We start from the raw sequence: 19,001 nt of genomic DNA on the forward strand, positions 1-19,001 counted from the left end.
CGAAATTCGGGCTGCGGAACAATCTGCGCACGCTGCCGGCCGCCGAATACGGCTTGCCGAGGTTGCCCAAGGTCGGCCTTGTGCTGCATCGCCTGGAAGCGGAACCTGGGCAGACATGTGCATTGCTGGCAGCCAACCTGCGCGAAAGCGTGTCGGCTTGACCGCCATTCAGGCCGAATTCAATGTCTTCAATTTATCGATATCCGCGCAGTCGTTCATATTCCTTGATCTGCGCCGGTTCGAGCACGTCTGCCATGCTCAGGTGATAGCGAAGATGCGCCGCGCGCAATGCGCCGTGAATCCGCGCAGCGTCAGTCGTGGCTGCCTGCACCGACTCCCAGGATGCGCCCTTTTCCCGGAATAGCCTGTCGAGTGCAGCCTCCGCCAGGATCAACCGTTCTCCAAGTTCGATCGTCTCCCGCTGCATCGCCGAAAATAATTGCCATGTCTTGGCCACTTGGGTCTCGCTTAACCTCAACTGGTCTGCCAGCGCCAGCACATGCGATGGGCCGGGATAACCGTTGAGTTCAGCGGGCAATGCCAAGGACATGCCTTTTCCGCTGCGCAAATCTTCCATCTGCTGCGCGGAGAACGCTTTGACCTCGCGCTGCTGCATGCCGGCATAGGGCGCGCCGGGCAACCTGGCATTCTGTTCCTGACCTGCGGGGTGCTGATGCAGATGCTGCGCAGATGCCAGCGACGACACGAGCAATGTGGCGAGTGTGATGAGCCGCTTCATTTGGTGTCCCGTTAAAGTCAGTGATGTGCGTATTGTTGCGGCGAACGCGGCGCACGGCATATGATTGCAATCATATGAAGGCAAAAATGTCCTCCGCTGCATTGGCAGCAACAGATGTCGCCATGGTCAATGCACCCGATATCGGGAGCATTTCTCCGACGCGCCAGAGTATCGCGGCCGGCAATGCCGTGTTCAGGCAGGGTGACCCGACGTTCGGGCTGTTCTATCTCGCACTCGGACACGTCCGCCTGGTACGTCTCACCGCGTCCGGGGATGAGGTCATCACGCATAACGTCCGTCCTGGCGAGTTTTTTGCGGAGGCATCCTTGTCCTCGTCGTCTTATCACTGTGATGCCGTCGCTGTTTGCGACAGCGACGTCCTTGTCTATCCGGCGAACGAGCTGATCGAGGAGTTTCGCAAGAATCCGGCCGAGTTATGGCAGTTCACCAGCCGACTGGCGCGCCAGGTGCAGGGCTTGCGAACGCGTTTGACGCTCAGGCAGATCAGGTCGGCGCGCGAGAGGATCTTGCAGGCGTTGCGGCTGCAATGCGATACGCATGGCTTGTGCAGAATAGAGGGAACCCTCAAGCATTTTGCGGAGGAGATCGGGCTCACCCATGAAGCGCTGTATCGCGCGCTTGCGGAGCTCGAACGCTCCAAGGCCATTGTCCGCACGGACAACGGCATCGTTCTGAATCAAAACGTGTAAGTACCGGACTCGCTTTCGTCGGCTTGCGGTCGTCAGTCCGCTATCTTCCGTCGCAGTGACTTGACCTCGCCGCGACGCACCTTTGTGTCGACGCGCTTCCTCTGCGAGCTGCGGGTGGGCGTGGTCGACCGTCGAACGCGCGGCAAGACCGCGACGCTCGCCACGATTTCCTGCAAGCGCTGCAAGGCTTCTTCCTTGTTCTTTTCCTGGCTGCGGTGCGTCTGCGCCTTGATGATCACGACGCCCTCCTTCGTGATGCGCTGGTCGCTCAATGCAAGCAAGCGCTCCTTGAGAGGATCGGGCAAGGACGACGCGCGGATGTCGAAGCGCAAGTGAATTGCGCTGGACACCTTGTTGACGTTTTGACCGCCCGCGCCCTGGGCGCGAATTGCGGTGAATTCGATTTCGTTCTCGGGGATGACCGGGGCGCGGATGATGGTGGTCCTGGACGGTTACGCCGCGTTCGTGCCGAAGTGGACCTTCGGCTTCTTGGGCTTCTTCGGCTTTTTCAGCACCTGCCCGGCGGCGTCGGTCATCGGCACGCGGTGCTCCGGCTCAAAGCCGGGCTCTTCGACGCGCCGCAAGGTGTGCCGGGTCAGGCGTTCGATCGCCGCCAGCAACTGCACTTCATCCGCGCATACCAGCGAGATCGCCTCCCCCGTGGCGCCGGCGCGGCCGGTGCGGCCGATGCGATGGATATAGTCTTCGGCAACGATAGGCAAATCAAAGTTGACCACGTGCGGCAGGTCGTCGATATCGAGGCCGCGCGCGGCCACATCGGTTGCCACCAATATTTGCACTTCATTTGCCTTGAACCGTTCCAGCGCGCGCAGGCGTGCCGGCTGCGGCTTGTCGCCGTGGATCGAGTCGGCACCGACGCCCTGTGCGATCAGATCGTCGACCAGCTGTTCGACGCCCCTGCGGGTCTTCACGAACACCAGCACTTGCCCCCATCGGTTTTTTTCCATCAAATGGCAGAACAGTTCCGTCTTGCGCTTCTTGTCGACCGGGATCACCCACTGCACGATGTCCTTGGCCGCGGTATTGCGCGGGCTGACGTCGATGCTCAGCGGATCGCGCAGCATCGCGCCGGCCATGGCGCGGATCGCATCGGAGAACGTCGCGGAAAACAGCAGGGTCTGCCGGCGCTTCGGCAGCGCCGCGAACACCGCATCCAGTTCGCGCGCGAATCCGAGGTCGAGCATGCGGTCGGCCTCGTCCAGCACCAGCGTCTGCAGCTGGTTGAACTTGACCGCGTTCTGCCGATGCAGGTCGAGCAGGCGGCCCGGCGTCGCGACCAGGACATCGAGCCCTTTGCGCATCTTCATCATCTGCGGATTGATGCTCACCCCGCCATATGCCGCCGACGTGCGCAACGGCAGGTTCTTGCCGTACTCGCGAAAGCTCTGATGCACCTGTTCCGCCAGTTCGCGCGTGGGCACCAGCACCAGCGCGCGCACCGAATTGCTGGCCACTTGCGGCCCTTCCGTGGCCAGGCGCTGCAGCAAGGGCAGCGCAAAGCCCGCGGTCTTGCCGGTACCGGTTTGCGCCGCCACCATCAGGTCGCGGCCGGCCAGCACCGCCGGAATCGCCTGCGCCTGCACCGGCGTAGGGGTTTTGTAGCCGAGCGCGTCGAGGGAGCGCAGCAGCGGATCGATCAGGCCGAGGGAGGTAAACGCCATGGGAATAACCGGGATGTTGAAATTTCAGAAAAGGCAGGATGCAGAGTGTAGCCTGTCCTGCGCATGGCAACCGGATTCCGTGATGCCCGGAGACTTTGCAAGGGGTGGCTCAAGGGACGCAAGGCCAGGCAAGGGAATATTGAGTCACGTCAACTTCCTTGCCATTTGCCTGAATGGGGATCAGGCGCAATGTTACTCTTGGTTTCCCAACTCTCCCATGGAGCGGCCATGCTGGTTGATTTGAGCCCCGAGATGCTGCAGCTGGTGGCGAACGCCCAGAATACGCAGGGATTCATGCGGGAAAAGCTGCTGAGAATCGCCGGCGACTTTGCGGAAGCATTTCCGGATCCGAACCCGCAGCCGGTCACCGTGATCAATCTCGCCCGGTGGCTGTGCCCCCAGGCGGAACAACCCCTGGACTCGTAGCGCGTGTACCTCCATTCATGCCGGCACGTTGCCATGCCGGGGCCTTGTTTTCCCTTTCCAAAAAATATTTCCATAGCGCAACTTCACCTTCTGTTCTATATTGAAGATAACCAGTTGTAAAAACAAAAACAAAACGTACAGTTAATGCCGCACGGACGTGCGGCACCCTATTGGAGTCCCACCGGAGACGGGGCAAATGGTCAGGCCATGCAAGGATCAGAGCGTACGCGCCAAGTATGCGATGCAGCGGATGATAATGGCGCAGACGCGCATGCTGGTGTCGATGAACTCGTCGGAGGAATGGGAGCGCGCGTACAAATGGGCTGCTGCCTGGGGCGTGGCATCGCAGATAGCCAGGACATGCGCCTATACGGACACATGCATCCATCGCAGTTATTGCTCTCCGCAGCCACCTGACAAGAAGCTTGCGAAATAGAGCAGGCCTGCGCGTGCAGCCTGTTTCCTGACGACGCCAGGAAACAGGCCTGTCAGACCGTGAACATCTACCCGAACAGCTTGGTGGCAGTCTCGGCAATCAGGCGCCCCTGAAAACGGGCGCCTTCCAGTTCAATCTGCGACGGCTGGCGTTGTCCCTGTCCGCCGGCGATGGTCGTCGCACCGTAGGGGGCGCCCCCCACGATTTCGTCGAGCGTCATCTGGCCCTGGTGGCTGTAGGGCAAGCCGACGATGGTCATGCCGAAGTGAAGCATGTTGGTAATGAGGGCAAACAAGGTTGTCTCCTGGCCGCCGTGCTGGGTGGCCGTCGAGGTAAACGCGCCGCCCACCTTGCCATGGAGCGCCCCGCGAGCCCATAGTCCGCCGGTCTGATCCAGGAAACTTGCCATTTGACCCGGGATGCGGCCGTAGCGGGTCGGGCAGCCGATGATGATGGCGTCGTAACCGGGGAGTTCATCGACGGTGGCGATCGGTGCTGCCTGGTTCAGCTTGAAGTGCGCGTTCCGGGCGACATCTTCCGGTACGGTCTCCGGCACACGCTTGACATCTGCAGTGGCGCCGGCAGAGCGGGCACCTTCGGCCACGGCATTGGCCATGGTCTCGATATGTCCGTAGGTCGAGTAGTACAGGACGAGGACTTTTGCCATTTTCTTCTCCTTGTAATGTGAGGGATTGTTGTCAAGCAAGACACTCGGTGGGACTTTGGATCGATGCAACTCCAGGCTGCTTCATACTAGCTGACAGGAGTATCGCGGCACAAGGATGCCGTGCCAGCTCGTTCAACAAGCAGCGTCAGACTAAGCGCTGATTTTTTGAGAAAAAAACGTCAAGCAAGCATCGCCCTTTTTCCGAAGATTGCGCAGTTTCGGAAACACCCCGTGTGCCGGCAGGAAAACCCTTGCCACTGCCAGTGCACAGCGCCAACTAAAAGGTGCTTGCACTGGAACCATGTGTCCTCTTTTGGATTCTTATCTTTCCTGGCGTTAGCTGCGCGTCATTAAGGTGCGCCGCCTTTCATGACGTGACCTATGAAAGATGACCTGATCCACAGTGCGGCGACAATTGACGGTCCGGTTCCGGAGCATCAGGCACTGTTGCAGGCCGTGTTCGCCATCGAAACAGTCGGCGTGCTGTTTTTCAACCTTGATGGACAAATCGTCAACGCCAATCCCGCCTTTGAGCGCATGTGCGGATATACCCGTGACGAGCTCTGCACAACCGCGCATTGGGAACAGCTGACAGATCCCGAATTCTTTGCCGTCACTTACGAGGTGGCGGAAAGGTTGGCGACCGAAGGCCGTACCCCCCCTTACGAAAAAATGATGATCCGCAAGGATGGCACCCGATGGTGGGGATTGTTCGCGCCAACACGCCTTTCCGGGAGCGGCCTCGAATCAAGATGCGCGGAATTCATTCTGGACATTACAGAACGCAAGAACGCGGAAACGGCGCTCGGCGAAAGCGAGGAGCGCTTCCGCTCGCTGGTACAAGGGTTTGCGCAGGCGGTATGGGAAACGGACATCGACGGTGTGGTGGTGACCGATTCGCCGAGCTGGCGCGCCTTTACCGGCCAGACGATCAAGGAATGGATGGGCCGTGGATGGATCAATGCGGTTCATCCCGACGATCGGGAATACGCCTTACGTCAGTGGGACGACGCGGTGCGTTCAAGACGGGGAGCGAACGCGGAATTCCGCTTGAAGTCCGCCAGGGACAATGATTGGCGCTGGACCAACGTGCGCGCGGCACCGATCTTCGATAGCAACGGATCCCTTCGCAAATGGGTCGGCATCAATATCGACGTGGATGACCAGCGGCGCATGCAGGAGGCCCTGCGAGCGGCTGCCGTGCGAGACGCATTCCGTGTTCGCCTGGCTGATGTGCTGCATCCGCTGGACGAGCCCATCGCTATCCAGGAAGAAGCTGCGCGCATGCTTGGACGACACCTCTGCGTGGCGCGCGCGTTATACGTCGAAGTCGAGCCGGATAAGGAACACGTGCTCGTCCAGCGCGACTTTGCCGAAGGTGTGGGAAGTCAGGTGGGCCGCCACAAAATCAGCGACTTCGGCGCGTTTCTCCTGGAGGCATTCCGCGCCGGCCACACGATCGTGGTGCGGGACAGCTCCAGCGATCCTCGATTGGGCAAGGCTGAGCAGGCTGCATATGACGCAGTTTCGGTGCGCGCGTTTGTTGGTGTCCCGCTGATCAAGAACGGGAAATTCGTCAGCGCGCTTACCGTCAACCATCCAGGCGCTCGCACGTGGACGGCCGACGAGATTGCGCTGATTGAAGAGGTTGCCGAACTGACGTGGGCGGCAGTCGAGCGAGCGCGCGCCAACCAAGCCCGTCGCGCGTCGGAGGAGCGTCTGCGGGCACTGTTCGATTCCATGACTGAGGCATTCGCCATCATGGAGGCCATTCCCGCCGACGCCGAAACCAGCGTGGACTATCGTTTCCTCGAAACCAACCCCGCCTTTGACCGACATATTCGTCTGCACGCCCCGCGCGAACACACCCTGCAGGAACTGCTGCCGGACATCGAACCTTATTGGCTGGAGAGATTCGAGCAGGTTCTGCACACCGGGGCGCCGACACAATTCGAGGCTTACATCGCCTCACACTATCGCTGGTTCGCCATTTCCGCGACACGCCTCGGCAACGACAACGGCTTGCGCCTGGCGGTTGTGTTTACCGACATCACCGAACGCAAGCTGGCGGAAGAAAAAATTCGGCATGCCTCCTTGCATGATGCACTGACCGGCTTGCCGAACAGGACAATGCTCTTCGAATATGCCAGCCATCTCTTGCCCCACAACAGGCGCACCAATCAATGCGCCGCTGTCTTGTTCCTGGACCTCGATCGCTTCAAACCGATCAATGACTCGCACGGGCACATGACAGGGGACCTGGTTTTGAAGGAAATTGCCAGGAGGCTGGTCATGGGTGCGCGCGAGGAGGACATTGTCGTTCGCCTGGGCGGAGACGAGTTTGTGATTCTTCTGCAAGACCTCAAGGACGCGGCCGCAGCGGCGGAAGTTGCCATCCACATCCTGGACAGGATCAACCAGCCGTACCATATCGGCGAACTGTCGCTGTCGTTGTCCACCTCGATCGGCATCAGCCTGTTCCCGGGCGACGGACAGGACATTGATACCCTCATCAGCCAGGCCGACATGGCGATGTACCAGGCCAAGCAAGCCGGCAGCAATAATTTCCAATTCTATTCGCCGGAATATTCGGCCGAGACAAGACTGCAGCGCGTCATCGAGCAACAACTCAAAAGCGCATTGCGCAACAGCACCTTCCATCTCTGTTACCAGCCGGTATTGGATGTGGAAACCGGCCGCATCGTCAGTGTGGAAGCCCTGCTCCGCTGCCACGAAACCAATATCGGTCCGGACCGGTTCATCCCGATCGCGGAAACCACCGGCATCATCAATCCGATCGGGCGCTGGTTGCTGGCGGAAGCCGCGCGGCAGCACAAGGCCTGGCTTGACCATGGACTGCCGTTGATCCCGATTGCGGTCAACGTATCAGTGGTGGAATTTCGTGACCGGGATTTCCCCAACCGTTTTGAAGACACGGTCAGCGAACATGGCATCGAGACGAATGCGCTGCAATTGGAAGTGACCGAAACGGCAGTGATGGACGACGTCGAGCACGCCATCGCCATGTTGTCCCGCCTGCAGGCGCTGGGCGTGAAAATCCTGCTGGATGACTTTGGCACCGGACATTCGAGCCTCGCCTATCTTGCACGCCTGCCCTTGAACAAGGTCAAGATCGACAAGTCGTTCGTGACACCGCTGGACAAGGACAAGACCAGCCGCGTGGTGACCAATGCAATGATTGCGCTCAGCCGAACCCTGGGCCTGGAAGTCGTGGCGGAAGGTGTGGAAACGGAAGGCGCACTGGAGTACATCCGCACGCATGGATGCACGCAAGCCCAAGGCTATTACCTTGGGCAGCCGATGTCAGGCGCCGACTTCGAGCACTGGTACTGGGAGAAAGGGCAACACCTCCAGAATACCGGTGACCTCAATTGCAATGTCCGACACTGAATGACCATTCGTACAGGCATCGAGCACCAGCAACGGCAAATCAGCGGATAGTTCAACTGTGCAGTTTTTGGAATATCTCAAGCAACGGTTTTATCCCGCTTCCAAACCGCGCAATCGACCCGCAGTGCTCCTTGAGTTGCCGGAATCGATCGATGTCGAGTGTTCGACTTCGAAGGCGGCTGTAACCAGGCCGGATTCAGGACTGAGCCAAACGACGTCGATAAGGCGCACCGAGTCCATCCCTGCGGTGACACCCGCCGGGAGTTCATCGCCATTCCCCTAATAGTTTATGGGTATTGTAGCGAGCGAATGGTGAACGCCCAGCTACAAGCGCACCTGTTTTCCCTCTTTGTCCGGGTTACTTGATGGCGAACCGGACATTGGCCGTCTTTTTGTCCGCCAGCGTGATTGCAGCAATGACCTTGGCGCCACTCGCCAGTTTTGCGTCGCCCTTCGATATGAGGGTGTTTTCCCCCGCGGGTTCGAGAGGCACTTCCGATTTGTCCGTACCGTTCAGCACGGTGAGCTTGCCGATGGCGCCACTCGTTGCAACCGGTTTTCCATGGTCTTCCACATAAATCGTGGCCCTCCCTTCTTTGGCCACGAGTTCAAGGCTGACACCGTTGCTTGATTCCTGAACGATGCCCCCGTGCTTGGCTTTTTCTCCGTGAGCGAAAACACTGCTGCTTGCGAATACCGTGACGGCCAACGCGGCCAGGACGAAAACTTTTTTCATTGCTATCTCCGAATGATTCAGCCAGCGGCTTGCATGGGCGCCGCTGCAATACCCGTTTTCAATATGCTTCCTGCGTCTGGCCGGCGACGATCGCCTCCAGCGGCTTTCTGCCTACCAGCCAGAAAATCAGCGGCGTCAGCAGCGTGTCGAGAAGGGTCGAGCTGACGAGGCCGCCGAAAATGACAACCGCGACCGGATGCAGGATTTCCTTGCCTGGCGCGTCAGCGGCAAGAAGAAGCGGCACCAGTGCGAAGGCCGCAACGAGCGCAGTCATCAGCACCGGGGTCAGGCGCTCGAGCGAGCCGCGAACAATCATCTTCGTGCCGAAGGTCTCGCCTTCGAACTTGCACAGGTTGATGTAGTGGCTGACCTTCAGGATGCCGTTGCGCGTCGCAATGCCGGTCAGGGTGATAAACCCGACCATTGATGCGACAGACAGCGAAATCCCGGCAAGCCACATGGCAATGACGCTGCCGATCAGCGCGAAAGGAATGTTCCCCATGATGACCAGTGCCAGGACGCCTGACTTGTAGCGGGAGTACAGGACCAGGAAGATCATCGCCAGTGACACCAGCGACAGGCCGACGATCAGCCTGGTCGCCTGCTCCTGCGCCTGGAACTGCCCTTCAATGCTGATGAAGTAGCTTCCGGGAAGAGGCGTGGCTGCAACCGCCGTCCGGATGTCGGCGATGATGCGCGACATGTCGGAACCATCCGTGTTTGCGTACACGACCATACGCCGACGACCGTTTTCGCGACCGATCTGGTTGGGGCCGTCACTTTCCTCGACCGATGCGATGGCCGAGAGCGGGACCTGGCCGGCCGGGCTGTCCAGCATCACCCGAGACAGGTCCTGCGGCGACCGGCGCTGATCGGGCAGCCTGACCATCAAGTCGAAGCGACGCGGGCCATCCACCACCTGCGTCACCCGGTCGCCTTCCGACAAGGTCTCAAGGGCCTTGAGCACCTGACCCGGCGCCAGGCCATACTGCGCCGCCTTGCGGTAGTCGACTCGGACTTTGATTTGCGGGATCAGTACCTGGCGTTCGACGGACAAGTCGACAAGGCCGGGCACCGAGGCAAGCTTTCCTCGCAATCCTTCTGCCAAGCCACGCAGGGTGTCCAGGTCGTCGCCGAAGATCTTGATGGCTATCTGCGCGCGCACACCTGAGAGAAGGTGGTCGAGCCGGTGAGAAATAGGTTGGCCAATCGAGATCGCGGCGGGAATCACGCCCATCTTTTCCCGAAGGTCAGCCATGATCTGTTCGCGGTTTCTCTCCGAGCGCTTCACGTCCACGTCGATTTCCGCCGAGTGGACGCCTTCTGCGTGCTCATCCAATTCCGCACGGCCAGTCCGGCGTCCCACCTTGGTGACCTCTGGCACTTGCTTGATCAGGCTTTCCGCCAACGTGCCCATACGGTTTGCCTCGGCAAGCGATGTCCCCGGCGTAAACGTCATTCCCATCACGAGGGAACCTTCGTTGAACGGCGGCAGGAAAGCCTTCGGGAAAAACGGCACGGTGGCGGCGGCGGCGACAACGGCCAGTCCTGCAACCACCAGGATGGCCTTCGCCCGGGGAAAGGACCATTCCAGCGCCGCGGTGTCCCAGCTTTTCAGTTTGCCAACGATCGGACTGTCGCCGTGCCCCAGCTGTTTCATCCTGGGGAGCAGGTAGTACGACAGCACCGGCGTGACCGTTATTGATACCAGCATGGATGCCAGGATCGAGACGATGTAGGCCACGCCGAGGGGCGCGAAGAGACGCCCTTCAATCCCTGGCAATGCAAAGAGCGGCACGAACACCAGAACGACGATCACGGTGGCGTAAACGATGCCTGAGCGCACCTCGACCGAAGCATTCCAGATGGTTTCCAGCACTGACGATGCTTTCACGTCGCCCTGTCGCTGTTTCAGCCGCCGCAGAATGTTTTCCACGTCGACCACCGCATCGTCCACCAGTTCGCCAATGGCAATCGCAAGTCCGCCAAGTGTCATGACATTGATCGACTGCCCCAGCAAATGGAACACGACCGCAGTGACAGCCAACGACAGCGGAATGGCGATGAGCGAGATCGCGGTAGTACGAAAGTTCAGCAGAAACGCGAACAGGACAATAGCGACCATGATCGCGCCGTCCCGGAGGGCTTCCACCACGTTGCCGATCGATGCCTCGATGAAGTCGGCCTGGCGGAACAGGACTTCCGGTGTCGACAACCCGGACGGCAGGCCTTGCCTGAGCTCGCCCAGCGCCTTTTCGATTTCCTGGGTCAGCTTGACCGTATCGGCGGCCGGCTGCTTCTGTACGCTGACAATCACCGCCGGTTTGCCATTCATGCCGGCGTCGCCACGTTTGAATGCCGGCGCATAGCGAACCGATGCAACCTGCTCCAGCAGTACCGGCGTGCCATTGCGGAACGCGACCGCAAGGCCCTTCATGTCTTCCAGGCGCGTTGTGCGACCGAGGTTACGGATCAGGTATTCGCGCGCGTTCAGGTCAATGAAGCCGCCGCTGGTATTGGTTGCGAATCCCCGAAGTGCGGACGCAACCTGATCCAGCGTGACGCCGAACTGCGCCATGCGCGCGGTGTCGGGCTCAACCCGAAGCTGCCTGACTTCGCCGCCGATCGGGATGACCTGGGAGACGCCCGGGATCGAGAGCAATCGCGGTCGCACCACGAAGTCAGCGTACTCGCGCGCCAGCATCGGGCTTGCCCTTGCCAGGTCGATGGGCAGCGCAATCAGCATGATCTCACCCATGATGGACGACACCGGGCCCATGATCGGCGTGATTGCGCCGGGCAGTTGCTCCCTGACCAGGGTAAGGCGCTCCGATACGAGTTGGCGATTGCGGTAGATATCGGTGCCCCAGTCGAATTCGGCATACACGATCGACAAACCGACACCGGATACGGAGCGCACGCGCGTGACGCCCGGCATCCCGTTCAGCGATGTCTCGATGGGAAACGACACCAGCTGTTCCACTTCTTCCGGCGCCATCCCGCCGGCCTCCGTCATCACGGTAACGACCGGCTTGTTCAGGTCCGGGAAGACATCGACTGGCGTGCGGGCCGCCATCATCGTGCCGTACACGACAAGAATCACGGCTGCGGCAAGGATGAATATCCGGTTGGCGAGGCTGAAACGAACGATCAAATTAAACATGTTCGTCCTTACCTGATCTGGTTGATCAGCGCCGCGCCCGACACGACAACCCGATTGTCCGACGACAGCCCCTTGACGACGACAGCCGTGGTGGAGTCCAGTGGTCGCACTTCCACCGGTTGCGCGATGAACCTTTCTGCACCCGATTTGATCCAGACGATCGGCTCGTTCGACGAGTTGCGTACAATCGACTCCGCCGGAATCGCAATGCCCTTGACCTTGTCGCTCAGCTTGGCAACCACGGTGACCGGCTGGCCGACGGCAAGTGCAACGTCTTTCACTTTTGCCCGGAAGCTGATGGGGAGTGCGCCGTCACGCAGACTGCGGGCGCCGCCGAGCACGTTCAGTTCCACCCCGGGGACGTTAGCCAGGCTTGCCGTGCTGATGCGCGTGATGAGGGATGGGTCGGTCGTGACTGCTTCGACCATCACCCGCCCGGGATCGATGACTTCAAAGAGTACGTCTCTTGCCTCGACAATCTGTCCACTCAGGACATTGGCGGTCGCTATCACGCCGCTCGCGGGCGAGGTAATCGCTTCATTGCCACCGATACTGGCCGCAACAGCCTTTTCGCGGCCCGCAAGGCTGGTCAGTTCGGCACGTGCTGCTTCGATTTCCTTTTGCGGCACCGTGCCTTCCAGCGATTCGAGGCGCTTGACCCGCTGTTCGGCAAGCCGGCGATTGGACTGGATTTCGACGAGTTGTGCTTGCTGGTTGCTGCGTTCGATGGCACCGGCGACGGGGCGCACGTACAGGAGGACCTGGCCTTTTTCAACGCGCTGGCCCGCCACTGGCAGTCCTTTGGGGCCGGGTTCGATCCGCCCTGCGAACGGTGCCTGCACACGTCCGCCTGCATTCGGGTCAATCCCGACCCGGCCGTTCAGTTCGACGGTCATCGGATGCTCCGCCTCATTTGCGATGATCGTGCGGATCGCCATGCGGCGCTGCGCGAGCTTCGGCACATTGACGCTCCCGTCGGGCAGGCGCGCCAGACCGCTCGCGTTGACCCCGGCAGGCGCATCGAGGTGCTCGCCATTGGGGCCGTGGGCACCGGGGCTGGCGTACGTCATTGAGGAAATCGCTCCGCCCAGGATCAGACCGAGCAAGGTGAAAGAATGCTTTTTCATGGTCAGTTCCCGGTCGAGTTCTTGCGGCGAATTTTCAGGACAACACCGACTGCGAGCACGCCGGCGAGAAGCGCCGCGAGGAGGATCGCGGTCGATGAAGAAAACCGCCTGGTGGCGGAATGCGATGCGGAGTGGTCGTCCTCGGCCACTTGCATCGTTCCTTCAAGAAGGTCGCTGTCACTACTGGCGGCGATGGTGAAGACCAGGGAGTGTTTTCCAGGCCTGGCAAGGGCAGTCATCAGCGCCTTGTCGTCGACAAGATAGTCGCCCTGGTCGGCCCGGAACCTGGCTTGCGCCTTTGCGCCGTTCGCCTCCACTTCCACGCTCGCGTTCAGCACCGGCTCATTGGTTTCGAACCTGTCGATGAACAGGGCAAGTTGATCGCCATGCAACTGCCCGACGAGCTCGAAGGTTTCAGTCGCCGTCTCAATCCTGGGCTGCAAAGACGCGATCGAACCCGCGCCCTTCGCGCCGCCCTGGCTGTGGTCCTCGTCGCCATGGGCGAATGCGCCGGTTGGAAATACCAGGCAAAACAAGATGATTTTTATAAATTTCATGGGGTAACTCCTAATGCTTGATTCAGGCGTGCACGCGCCAGTCCGATGGCGACGCGCTGCAGACGCTCCGCAACTTCAGCCTCATGCAACAAGCTTTGCGCGCGCAGCATTTCGGCGAGTCCCCGCTCACCAAGGCGGAATGCCTTTTCAATCAGTTGTGCGTGCTGCCGCGCCAATGCTGCCTGGGAGGAGGCTGCATTGAATGACTGCTCCGATGCCGCCACACGATCGCGCGCCAGGTCTATTTCTGCCTTCAGTGCCTCGTCAGTCATGCGGGCCTCTGCCGAAGCCTTTTCAAGCTCAGTGCGCGCAGCGGCCTCAAGCGGCCGGTTCCGCGCCGCGGTACCGATCGGGATCTGGACGGCAACGGTGACACTGGCGGCGGACTCCGCTCCATAGCCGTCACGTTCCCGGCGGAACGCGACGCCGACTGTCGGTGGCTCGCTACGCGTCTTGTTCACCACGTTCAGCGATGCTTGCGCATGCTGCATTGCTGTTCTTGAAGCAAGTCGTCGTGGATGCGGCTCCTTTGGCGCCACAGCTATCGGCTCCGGCGTCGCACTCGGCACGTCCGGAAGGCCGGTCAGCGTCGTGTACTGAAAGAGCGCTTCCCGGACTTTCAACTGTGCGTCAACGACAGCCGCCTTGGCCGCAAGGGCTTCTTGCTGTGCCAGCATTCCATCGGTTCGCGCCAGGTCGCCGGCATTGACCCTGCGCTGGACGTCATCCGCGGTCGCATCAAGAAAGCGCTGATGGTTCATGGCTTCCGCAAGGTTTTCCCTTGCTGCCGCAACCGCCCAAAGACGTTCCCGGACTTCGCCGGCAAGTGACAGGCGCAGGTTGGCAATCTGCGCCTCCAGGTCATCGGTGCTTGCCTCGGCCTGGGATCGCCGGGCAGATACCTGGCCAGGCAACCAAACCGGCGCAGACAGGGAGACTTCACGTTCCCGCACCCCGGCGCGCTCGGTCCAGCGGTCACTTCGTTCGGACAGGCCGACAGTCGGCGAACCGGCAATCCAGGAACGTGCCGCCTCCTGGCCAGCCGTCATTTCATCCCGTCTCGCCTGGAGGGTCCGGGCTTGTGGCGACCGTTGCCACGCTGCATCGACGGCAGCGGTCAAGTTGAAGGGAGCAGGCTGTGAAAGTGCCACTGGCGAGACGGTCGCCAACACAGCCGCGAATAACAAAGGGTGAATCAATAAACGTGCATGCATGCATTCTCCAGTCGAGTTCAGTTGAACAAGCCGAAGGCAAATGCGTGCCGCGCAAGGATGCGCAGCGCGTTTAGCGCGAATTATCGCGTTTGGAAATGCGGAGTTGCCCTCGGCGGATCAGCCGAGTGCACACGGGGGACGTTGAAGGCGGTCCGGAAACGGGTCAGGAAGAAAATGCTTCGGCCTGTCTGTGACGGACGCAGACTTCTCCATTGTTCCGACAGCCTGCAACGTGGGCGGCAAGGCCGCGCATGAGTGCCCGGCGGAATGGTCGGCGAAGTGCTTCATGGAGTCGCCGGACTTGTCGTAATGGACGGATCCGTGCGTGTCGTCGTGATGGTGCGTGGCACCGACGAGGTGGTCGATCTCGTGAGCAATATCGTAGGCGGCCTCAGGCGAGCTCATCCCGCTCTGCATCGCAAAACTATGCAGAGGGAAAAGCAGCATGAGGAAAATGCAAACGATACGACGCACGTCAATTGACTCCTGTGAGGCCGCAAGGGTACCACGGAGGGCCGGCCTTTCGCCAGTCGGAAAACCGTCTGCCGGGCAATGCGTTTTTCGCTTGACCTTCCCTGTGTGGGAAGGTTTATGATGTCCACGATATCGGCCGGACGTGGCCGAACTTGGTGGTGTCGATGAACCCGGCTCTGAAGAGATTGCTGCTCTGGCTTGTCATGCTTGCACTCCCGTTGCGAGGAGTGGCAGCAATGGACATGTCTTGTGCGCGTGTCTCGCCAAACACAGCAGCCGTTGTCTCCACCACTTCGTATAGCGCTCAGGTCGGTCAGGCCGCACACACCCCGATGCACATGGACGATGCCACCGAGACGGCGGCCAAAGACTCGTCCGATTGCAATGATGCTGGCGTGCCGCACAAAGTCAGCAACTGCAGCGGTGGTATCTGTCATATCGGAGCAACCGCTCCTCCCATCAGCCTCAATCTGGCGACTTCGCTTGAACGCACTGAAGTCGCCTTCGCTCATCCTCCCGTTCTGTTTGTCGGCGAAATCCCGGCCGCCCTCGAACGACCTCCTCGGCATCTCCTCGGGTAATTCCCGCCCGCTTTCCGTGTCGCCTCCTCCATGCGAAGGCATGAGGTTCGTGCGCGGGAAGGTCAGGCTCAAATGCCGGCGACATTTTCTACGCCTGCCTCATCCCCAGTCATTTCGAAGCGGGGATGGTTGGAAAAATCAAAGTATTGAAGGAATAAATCATGAAAGCACAATTTTTCATCCGCGCTGCCGTGGCTGCGCTGCTTGCCGGCCCAGTCATGGCGCATGCCGCAGGTCCGGTCATCGATGTCTACAAGAGCGCCTTCTGTGGATGCTGCGGCGACTGGGTGAAGCACCTGGAGAAGAATGGGTTTACCGTCAGGACGCACAACGTCGCCAATCCGTCCGACTACCGGGAAAAGCATGGCATACCGAACGACCTCGGCTCATGCCACACCGGCGTGGTTGATGGGTATGCGGTGGAAGGCCATGTGCCGGCTTCCGATATCAAGCGCCTGCTCGCCGAAAAGCCCAAGGCGAAGGGATTGACAGCACCGGGCATGCCGATGGGCTCGCCCGGGATGGACGGCCCGCGCAAGGATCCGTATGACGTTCTCCTGGTCGACGGCAACGGCCGTACCCGTGTATTCAGCCATCACAACTGAATGGGGAAAATGAAATGAAAGTATTTGCCAGACTTGCCGTAGCGCTTGCACTCGGAATGTCCTTTGCCGTGCCCGGCTTCACTCAATCTCACGACCACGGGTCTCATCATCAGGCCCAGGCAAGCGGCCCTATGTCCGAAGGCACCGTGCAAAAGGTCGACAAGGCCGCAAGGAAGGTCACGCTCAAGCATGGTGACCTGAAAAACCTGGGAATGGGGCCGATGACGATGGCCTTCCAGATCCTGGATCAGACACAACTCGACAGGTTGAAAGTCGGAGACAAGGTGAGTTTTGTGGCCAAGCTGGTCAGCGGCAAGCTCACCGTGACGATGATAGAAGTGGTCAATTAGGTGGGAAGCGAGGCGGCGCAGAGGTGCGCCGCCATCACCTCGGCATTTCCTTTCAAGAATGCCGTCCATTACACGCGTGAACAAAACCGCAAGTGTCGGCTCCTACTTCAGCAATGTTGAACATCTGGCCATCTTTTCTTCAGACATCAGGAGGACATATGAAAGCTTCAGCCCTGCTTCTCGCCATTGCTGTCACCGCCACGATTCCTCTCGGTAGCACGTTCGCCCAGGACAAGAACGCGGGACACGGCGGCGCGCACTCCGGGCACGCGATGCAGAGTTCGCCAAATGCCGATCAGGCCCCGTTCGACCTGCAGTTCATTGACACCATGACGGTGCACCATCAAGGCGCACTCGACATGGCGAAGCTCGTTGAAGACCGGTCTGAGCGGCAGGAACTCAAGCAGCTCGCCAGGAAGATGATTGACGACCAGCAGAGCGAAATAAGGCAGATGCAAGCATGGAAGCAGCAGTGGTACCCGGACAAGCGCGATGCCGTGAACATGAAGATGCCTGGCATGACGGAGTCGATGAAGGATATGCGCATGGACAAGCTCGAAGCCGCGAAGGGTAATACCTTTGATGTGATGTTCATCGACATGATGACGAAGCATCACGAAGGCGCCGTGAAGATGGCCCAGGTCGCGGGGAAAAAAGCCGAGCATGCCGAAGTGAAGGAACTCGCCGGGAAAGTAATTTCCGCGCAAAACAAGGAGATTGCTCAGATGGCCAAGTGGAAAAAAGAATGGAAGGCCAAACGCTGAACATCATGTCAAAGCCGACCTTGACCTTCCCATTACAGGAAGGTCTAGACTGATCTTAGGGTCAACACAGGGGGGGATCATCATGATTGAGCTTCAAGTTGAAAAGATGTCGTGCGGGGGCTGCGCTGCACGGGTGACAAGAGTCGTTCAGTCCCTGGACGATTCAGCAAAGGTAAAAGTCGACCTGCCGCGAAAAATCGTCTATGTCGAAAGCGACATCGACACTGATACTTTGGTGCAGGCAATTACCGCAGCCGGGTATCCAGCTCGTGCCCAGGCAGGCGTGCTCGCCGGGCAGGAAGACCTGCCCGGCGAGCAATCCGGATTAGTTTGACTTAGGTCATTCAAGTTTTGAGGGATGCTTTCTAATATGGCAATAAGACAGGTGTAAAAGCAGCAAGCAGCAGTCCTGAAAGGCACTGCTTTCTGTCATGGAACGCCAGGAGGGTGAGATGCGTACACACGACCACCAACCACACCAGTCAAATCGCAGCAAGTGGATATTGATTGGCTTCCTCGCAGTAGCCGCATATTTCCTGTGGAGCGAACACAAGGCTCATTTGATGGCCGCGCTTCCCTATCTGCTCTTTCTCGCCTGCCCGTTGATGCACTTGTTTCACCACCACGGACACGGCAAACATCATGGTCAGCCAGACCAACGGGAAGCGAATCGCCGGCCTGGCCATGCGGGAGAAGAATCATGAGCGAAACTCCCTCCTACGGCCTGTGGAGCCTGGTTATCCTGAACTCACTGGTCTTCATCATCTTCGCCTTCAGCTTTACCAAACCAAAGACAAGCCGTGACTGGCGCTCGTTCGGCGCCTTCTCGGCCTTCGTGGTGGCGCTGTTTACCGAGATGTACGGCTTCCCGCTGACCATCTACCTGCTGCTTCCCTGGCTGTCGAAGCACTTCCCCGGCACTGACTTTCTCTCGCATGACGCCGGGCATCTGCTGGAAATGATGTTTGGATGGAAGGCGAATCCGCACTTTGGACCGTTCCACTTGCTCAGCAACGCCTTCATCTTCGGCGGCTTCATCATGTTGTCGTCGGCATGGAGCGTACTGTATGACGCACAGACGCACCATCGCCTGGCCAAGACCGGACTGTATGCGCATATCCGGCATCCCCAGTACGTGGCTTTCGTGCTCATCATGTTCGGGTTCCTGCTTCAGTGGCCGACCCTGGTGACGCTCGCCATGTTCCCGATCCTGATTGTGGTCTACGCCAGACTGGCACGCTCCGAAGAACGCGACATGGTTGCCGAATTCGGTGAGGAATACGAAAGGTATCGACGGAGCACGCCGCCATTCATCCCCGCGTTGCGACACAGGAATGCGGACGTGCATTCGTGACAGAC

The 19,001-nt window shown here is 59.6% G+C and carries 20 protein-coding genes and 1 pseudogene; 10 read left to right on the forward strand and 11 right to left on the reverse strand.

Going from position 1 to position 19,001, the window contains the following annotated elements:
- Positions 1 to 193 precede the first annotated feature (193 nt).
- On the reverse strand, positions 194 to 739 hold the full coding sequence (locus AYR66_RS18090; RefSeq protein ID WP_088708665.1) for a hypothetical protein: 546 nt from the start codon (positions 737 to 739) through the stop codon (positions 194 to 196).
- A 23-nt stretch (positions 740 to 762) separates the two neighbouring features.
- Here AYR66_RS18090 and AYR66_RS18095 point away from each other — a divergent pair, with 23 nt between their 5' ends.
- Positions 763 to 1,449, forward strand: a complete 687-nt coding sequence (locus AYR66_RS18095; protein ID WP_206047214.1) for a Crp/Fnr family transcriptional regulator — start codon at positions 763 to 765, stop codon at positions 1,447 to 1,449.
- A gap of 32 nt (positions 1,450 to 1,481) precedes the next feature.
- On the opposite strand, the gene arfB is transcribed toward AYR66_RS18095, so the two are convergent.
- Positions 1,482 to 1,883 (reverse strand): alternative ribosome rescue aminoacyl-tRNA hydrolase ArfB, encoded by a 402-nt coding sequence (gene arfB / locus AYR66_RS18100; protein WP_206047294.1) that lies wholly within the window; start codon positions 1,881 to 1,883, stop codon positions 1,482 to 1,484.
- Positions 1,884 to 1,901: 18 nt separating this feature from the next.
- Positions 1,902 to 3,131: an RNA helicase RhlE1 gene (locus tag AYR66_RS18105; RefSeq protein WP_088708667.1), complete on the reverse strand. Its 1,230-nt coding sequence runs from the start codon at positions 3,129 to 3,131 to the stop codon at positions 1,902 to 1,904.
- Positions 3,132 to 3,359: 228 nt separating this feature from the next.
- Here AYR66_RS18105 and AYR66_RS18110 point away from each other — a divergent pair, with 228 nt between their 5' ends.
- Entirely contained in the window at positions 3,360 to 3,557 is a 198-nt protein-coding gene (locus tag AYR66_RS18110; RefSeq protein WP_088708668.1) for a hypothetical protein, read from the forward strand.
- 503 nt (positions 3,558 to 4,060) lie between these two features.
- On the opposite strand, the gene wrbA is transcribed toward AYR66_RS18110, so the two are convergent.
- Complete coding sequence (wrbA, locus tag AYR66_RS18120) at positions 4,061 to 4,660, reverse strand: NAD(P)H:quinone oxidoreductase (RefSeq protein ID WP_088708670.1); 600 nt, start codon at positions 4,658 to 4,660, stop codon at positions 4,061 to 4,063.
- A gap of 381 nt (positions 4,661 to 5,041) precedes the next feature.
- Here wrbA and AYR66_RS18125 point away from each other — a divergent pair, with 381 nt between their 5' ends.
- Positions 5,042 to 8,071: a sensor domain-containing protein gene (locus AYR66_RS18125; RefSeq protein ID WP_088708671.1), complete on the forward strand. Its 3,030-nt coding sequence runs from the start codon at positions 5,042 to 5,044 to the stop codon at positions 8,069 to 8,071.
- Between the two features lie 138 nt (positions 8,072 to 8,209).
- On the opposite strand, the pseudogene AYR66_RS30600 reads toward AYR66_RS18125, so the two are convergent.
- The 7 genes and pseudogenes from AYR66_RS30600 to AYR66_RS18160 all read right to left on the reverse strand — a co-directional run.
- Positions 8,210 to 8,335: pseudogene (locus tag AYR66_RS30600) on the reverse strand (type II restriction endonuclease); the annotation flags it as partial.
- Positions 8,336 to 8,429: 94 nt separating this feature from the next.
- Positions 8,430 to 8,807, reverse strand: a complete 378-nt coding sequence (locus AYR66_RS18135) for a hypothetical protein (RefSeq protein ID WP_088708672.1) — start codon at positions 8,805 to 8,807, stop codon at positions 8,430 to 8,432.
- A 58-nt stretch (positions 8,808 to 8,865) separates the two neighbouring features.
- Entirely contained in the window at positions 8,866 to 11,970 is a 3,105-nt protein-coding gene (locus tag AYR66_RS18140; protein ID WP_088708673.1) for an efflux RND transporter permease subunit, read from the reverse strand.
- 8 nt (positions 11,971 to 11,978) lie between these two features.
- On the reverse strand, positions 11,979 to 13,097 hold the full coding sequence (locus AYR66_RS18145; RefSeq protein WP_088708674.1) for an efflux RND transporter periplasmic adaptor subunit: 1,119 nt from the start codon (positions 13,095 to 13,097) through the stop codon (positions 11,979 to 11,981).
- 2 nt (positions 13,098 to 13,099) lie between these two features.
- A complete protein-coding gene (locus tag AYR66_RS18150) occupies positions 13,100 to 13,654 on the reverse strand; it encodes a hypothetical protein (RefSeq protein ID WP_088708675.1) in 555 nt (184 codons plus the stop codon).
- Positions 13,651 to 14,868 (reverse strand): TolC family protein, encoded by a 1,218-nt coding sequence (locus AYR66_RS18155; protein WP_088708676.1) that lies wholly within the window; start codon positions 14,866 to 14,868, stop codon positions 13,651 to 13,653. Before AYR66_RS18155 ends, AYR66_RS18150 begins: the two co-directional genes overlap by 4 nt.
- Before the next feature lie 117 nt (positions 14,869 to 14,985).
- Positions 14,986 to 15,273, reverse strand: coding sequence for a hypothetical protein (locus AYR66_RS18160; protein ID WP_141104103.1), 288 nt, complete (start codon positions 15,271 to 15,273; stop codon positions 14,986 to 14,988).
- 407 nt (positions 15,274 to 15,680) lie between these two features.
- On the opposite strand from AYR66_RS18160, the gene AYR66_RS28470 reads away from it, so the two are divergent.
- From AYR66_RS28470 to AYR66_RS18190, 7 genes are all read left to right on the forward strand, one after another.
- On the forward strand, positions 15,681 to 15,923 hold the full coding sequence (locus AYR66_RS28470; protein WP_141104104.1) for a hypothetical protein: 243 nt from the start codon (positions 15,681 to 15,683) through the stop codon (positions 15,921 to 15,923).
- A gap of 161 nt (positions 15,924 to 16,084) precedes the next feature.
- A complete protein-coding gene (locus tag AYR66_RS18165) occupies positions 16,085 to 16,528 on the forward strand; it encodes a DUF411 domain-containing protein (RefSeq protein ID WP_088708678.1) in 444 nt (147 codons plus the stop codon).
- Positions 16,529 to 16,542: 14 nt separating this feature from the next.
- Complete coding sequence (locus AYR66_RS18170) at positions 16,543 to 16,878, forward strand: copper-binding protein (RefSeq protein ID WP_088708679.1); 336 nt, start codon at positions 16,543 to 16,545, stop codon at positions 16,876 to 16,878.
- A 113-nt stretch (positions 16,879 to 16,991) separates the two neighbouring features.
- Positions 16,992 to 17,642 (forward strand): DUF305 domain-containing protein, encoded by a 651-nt coding sequence (locus tag AYR66_RS18175; protein ID WP_088708680.1) that lies wholly within the window; start codon positions 16,992 to 16,994, stop codon positions 17,640 to 17,642.
- 82 nt (positions 17,643 to 17,724) lie between these two features.
- Complete coding sequence (locus AYR66_RS18180; RefSeq protein ID WP_088708681.1) at positions 17,725 to 17,976, forward strand: heavy-metal-associated domain-containing protein; 252 nt, start codon at positions 17,725 to 17,727, stop codon at positions 17,974 to 17,976.
- Between the two features lie 118 nt (positions 17,977 to 18,094).
- The gene (locus AYR66_RS18185) at positions 18,095 to 18,346 is read left to right on the forward strand and encodes a DUF2933 domain-containing protein (protein ID WP_088709901.1); all 252 of its coding nucleotides are present in this window, start codon (positions 18,095 to 18,097) and stop codon (positions 18,344 to 18,346) included.
- Positions 18,343 to 18,996, forward strand: a complete 654-nt coding sequence (locus AYR66_RS18190) for a methyltransferase family protein (RefSeq protein WP_170942198.1) — start codon at positions 18,343 to 18,345, stop codon at positions 18,994 to 18,996. Before AYR66_RS18185 ends, AYR66_RS18190 begins: the two co-directional genes overlap by 4 nt.
- Positions 18,997 to 19,001 lie beyond the last annotated feature (5 nt).

Origin of the sequence: Noviherbaspirillum denitrificans, assembly GCF_002211445.1 — a bacterium.
In the GTDB taxonomy this organism is placed as follows: domain Bacteria; phylum Pseudomonadota; class Gammaproteobacteria; order Burkholderiales; family Burkholderiaceae_D; genus Noviherbaspirillum; species Noviherbaspirillum denitrificans.

What these genes read in the sequence shown, in the direction of transcription:
- AYR66_RS18090 (WP_088708665.1), bottom strand. Translation starts at nt 739, where the DNA reads ATGAAGCGGCTCATCACACTCGCCACATTGCTCGTGTCGTCGCTGGCA.
- AYR66_RS18095 (WP_206047214.1), top strand. Translation starts at nt 763, where the DNA reads ATGTGCGTATTGTTGCGGCGAACGCGGCGCACGGCATATGATTGCAAT.
- AYR66_RS18105 (WP_088708667.1), bottom strand. Translation starts at nt 3,131, where the DNA reads ATGGCGTTTACCTCCCTCGGCCTGATCGATCCGCTGCTGCGCTCCCTC.
- AYR66_RS18110 (WP_088708668.1), top strand. Translation starts at nt 3,360, where the DNA reads ATGCTGGTTGATTTGAGCCCCGAGATGCTGCAGCTGGTGGCGAACGCC.
- wrbA (WP_088708670.1), bottom strand. Translation starts at nt 4,660, where the DNA reads ATGGCAAAAGTCCTCGTCCTGTACTACTCGACCTACGGACATATCGAG.
- AYR66_RS18125 (WP_088708671.1), top strand. Translation starts at nt 5,042, where the DNA reads ATGAAAGATGACCTGATCCACAGTGCGGCGACAATTGACGGTCCGGTT.
- AYR66_RS18135 (WP_088708672.1), bottom strand. Translation starts at nt 8,807, where the DNA reads ATGAAAAAAGTTTTCGTCCTGGCCGCGTTGGCCGTCACGGTATTCGCA.
- AYR66_RS18140 (WP_088708673.1), bottom strand. Translation starts at nt 11,970, where the DNA reads ATGTTTAATTTGATCGTTCGTTTCAGCCTCGCCAACCGGATATTCATC.
- AYR66_RS18145 (WP_088708674.1), bottom strand. Translation starts at nt 13,097, where the DNA reads ATGAAAAAGCATTCTTTCACCTTGCTCGGTCTGATCCTGGGCGGAGCG.
- AYR66_RS18150 (WP_088708675.1), bottom strand. Translation starts at nt 13,654, where the DNA reads ATGAAATTTATAAAAATCATCTTGTTTTGCCTGGTATTTCCAACCGGC.
- AYR66_RS18155 (WP_088708676.1), bottom strand. Translation starts at nt 14,868, where the DNA reads ATGCATGCACGTTTATTGATTCACCCTTTGTTATTCGCGGCTGTGTTG.
- AYR66_RS18160 (WP_141104103.1), bottom strand. Translation starts at nt 15,273, where the DNA reads ATGAGCTCGCCTGAGGCCGCCTACGATATTGCTCACGAGATCGACCAC.
- AYR66_RS28470 (WP_141104104.1), top strand. Translation starts at nt 15,681, where the DNA reads ATGGACGATGCCACCGAGACGGCGGCCAAAGACTCGTCCGATTGCAAT.
- AYR66_RS18165 (WP_088708678.1), top strand. Translation starts at nt 16,085, where the DNA reads ATGAAAGCACAATTTTTCATCCGCGCTGCCGTGGCTGCGCTGCTTGCC.
- AYR66_RS18170 (WP_088708679.1), top strand. Translation starts at nt 16,543, where the DNA reads ATGAAAGTATTTGCCAGACTTGCCGTAGCGCTTGCACTCGGAATGTCC.
- AYR66_RS18175 (WP_088708680.1), top strand. Translation starts at nt 16,992, where the DNA reads ATGTTGAACATCTGGCCATCTTTTCTTCAGACATCAGGAGGACATATG.
- AYR66_RS18180 (WP_088708681.1), top strand. Translation starts at nt 17,725, where the DNA reads ATGATTGAGCTTCAAGTTGAAAAGATGTCGTGCGGGGGCTGCGCTGCA.
- AYR66_RS18185 (WP_088709901.1), top strand. Translation starts at nt 18,095, where the DNA reads ATGCGTACACACGACCACCAACCACACCAGTCAAATCGCAGCAAGTGG.
- AYR66_RS18190 (WP_170942198.1), top strand. Translation starts at nt 18,343, where the DNA reads ATGAGCGAAACTCCCTCCTACGGCCTGTGGAGCCTGGTTATCCTGAAC.